The 2,306-nt window shown below is 63.7% G+C and carries 3 protein-coding genes; 1 reads left to right on the forward strand and 2 read right to left on the reverse strand.

Annotation, left to right across the window (positions count from 1 at the left end; all coding sequences use genetic code 11):
* Positions 1-659 (reverse strand): DUF3683 domain-containing protein (locus VIZ63_RS24650; RefSeq protein WP_331612496.1); only part of this gene is annotated, 659 nt, incomplete at its 3' end.
* A gap of 249 nt (positions 660-908) precedes the next feature.
* Between VIZ63_RS24650 and VIZ63_RS24655 the strand changes: the two genes are divergently transcribed.
* Entirely contained in the window at positions 909-1,574 is a 666-nt protein-coding gene (locus VIZ63_RS24655) for a YceH family protein (RefSeq protein WP_331612497.1), read from the forward strand.
* Between the two features lie 120 nt (positions 1,575-1,694).
* Here VIZ63_RS24655 and VIZ63_RS24660 read toward each other — a convergent pair.
* Positions 1,695-2,306: hypothetical protein (locus VIZ63_RS24660; RefSeq protein ID WP_331612499.1), on the reverse strand; the 612-nt coding region annotated here is incomplete at its 5' end.

Consider the following 2,306-nt stretch of genomic DNA (forward strand, 5'->3'; position numbering starts at 1 on the left):
CCGCCGCCGCGCGTGATGATCGTCAGGCCGAGCTCGATGCAGGCGCGAACCAGCCCCGGAATCTCGTCTTCCTCGTCCGGCTGCAGCACGACGAACGGATATTCGACGCGCCAGTCGGTCGCGTCGGTCACATGCGAGACGCGCGACAGGCCGTCGAACTTGATGTTGTCCTTGGCCGTCGTGCGGCCCAGGACGCGGCGGGTGCGCTGGCGCAGTTGCGCCACCTCGTCGAACCGGGCGGCGAAGCGTTCGACCGCGGCGCGCGCCGCCGACAGCAACTCGCCGACAAAAGCATCGCGCTCGGCATCGGCGGCCGGCGTGCGGCGCTTCTGCACCTCGCCCAGCCGGTGGTGCAGCGCGTCGATCAACAGCCCGCGCCGCTTGGCGCTGGTCAGCAGATCGTCCTCGAGATACGGGTTGCGCTGCACGACCCAGATGTCGCCCAGCACTTCGTAGAGCATCCGGGCCGAGCGCCCCGTGCGGCGTTCGCCGCGCAGTTCTTCGAGCACGCCCCAGGTCGAAGCGCCCAGCAGACGGATGACGATCTCGCGATCCGAAAACGAGGTGTAGTTGTACGGGATTTCACGCAGGCGCGCGGGCGCCTCGGGGACGGGAACGCGTTCCGCCTCGATGGGATCGAGCGGCAGGGACAGGTTCAACAATGAAATTTCTCGCTAACGTTGCGACCGGGCGATGGATTGTAAGGGAATCGGGTGGGCGCGACAGATCACCCGCGTGCAAAATCCGCCCGACAACGACATCTTTCCCGGTAATTTGCATTCCCCAACCCCTGAGCTTCACCCCGCTGCGGAAGAATGAGGAGTTGGAGGAAGCCTTTTTCCGGTGGCCGTGCGGCCTGGACCTCGTTGGGCCTATATTGTCCTGACAAAATCGCATAAGGACCATTTGTGAATATAGAGCTGACAGCCCTGGAGGCTCGCGTCATCGGTTGCCTGATCGAAAAGGCCATCACGACACCCGATCAATATCCCCTGTCCCTGAATGCACTCACGAACGCCTGCAATCAGAAGAGCAATCGCGATCCCATCATGGATCTCGACGAGCGCACCGTGCAGCAGACCCTGGATTCACTGGCAAGGAAACACCTGGTGCTGGACAAGTCGGGGTTCGGCAGCCGCGTGCAGAAGTACCAGCATCGGTTCTGCAATACCGGTTTCGGCTCCCCGACCTTCAGCCCGCTCGAAACGGCCATCCTGTGCGAATTGCTGGTTCGCGGCCCGCAGACGCCCGGTGAACTGAAGACCCGTTCAGGACGCATGGCCGAGGTGAACGACGTCAGCGAAGTCGAAACGGCACTGCTCGATCTCGCCACGCGCGAGGACGGACCCTATGTCGCCCAGCTGCCGCGCGAACCCGGTCGCCGCGATGCCCGTTACGCACACCTGTTCAGCGGCGATGTGGCAGTCGCGGAACCCGCTGCGGACTCTTCCATCCCCGCCTCCTCATCCGTGGCCTTGGGCTCGCCGCCACAAACCGAGCGCATCGAAAAGCTCGAAGAACTGGTCGCCGAATTGCGGCGCGAGCTCGATGAATTGAAGTCGAAGCTGGAGTAGCAAGAGAAGAACCAAGAACTCCACGGGGGACACCCGGAACACGGGGTAGGAAAGAGCGGACAAGCATCGGGTTCCAGTTCCGAGCCCCGCGCTCCCCGTGCCTCCCGTGGAGTTCCGCTTCTAGTCCTTTCCATACCGCCACAACACTCCGAACGACGGCACGAGCGGCAGCCACGCGTCGATATTCGACAGCAGTTCGGGATTGCCCTCGCTGTCGGTTGCGACCCGGTACCGGGTGCAGCACTGGTTGCGATGTGAATAGAGGTTCGTGGCTTCGAGGAACACATCGAGTTCGCCGCGCGAGAGCGCGAATGTGCGCGTGATGCGGAAATCCAGCGAGTTGAAGTCTTCGTAGCGCAACGCATTGCGCGGACCCACGACCACCGATGGGCCGCCCACGGGTCCCAGCGACAATGCCGTAGTCGGCCAGCCGGTGTGGTACGTGTCGGCCAGTGTCACGGCCCACGGGCCATGGGTCCAGGCGATGCCGGCGCTGACGGCGTGTCGCTGATCCCAGCTGCGATAGACGTCCTGACCATCGACGCGATCCTGCACCTGCGACCAGGTGTAACTGAACCAGCCGCTCCAGTCACCGGTGGGCTGCCAGTTCAACCAGAACTCGACGCCCTCGGCGCGCGCACTCGATGGCGCGATGCGGACCCGATCGATCGCCAGCTCGGGCAACAGCACCAGCGGATCGAACAGATTCTCGAAGCGCGGATTCACGCGACG

The organism is Povalibacter sp. (genome assembly GCF_036520495.1).
Lineage (GTDB): Bacteria > Pseudomonadota > Gammaproteobacteria > Steroidobacterales > Steroidobacteraceae > Steroidobacter.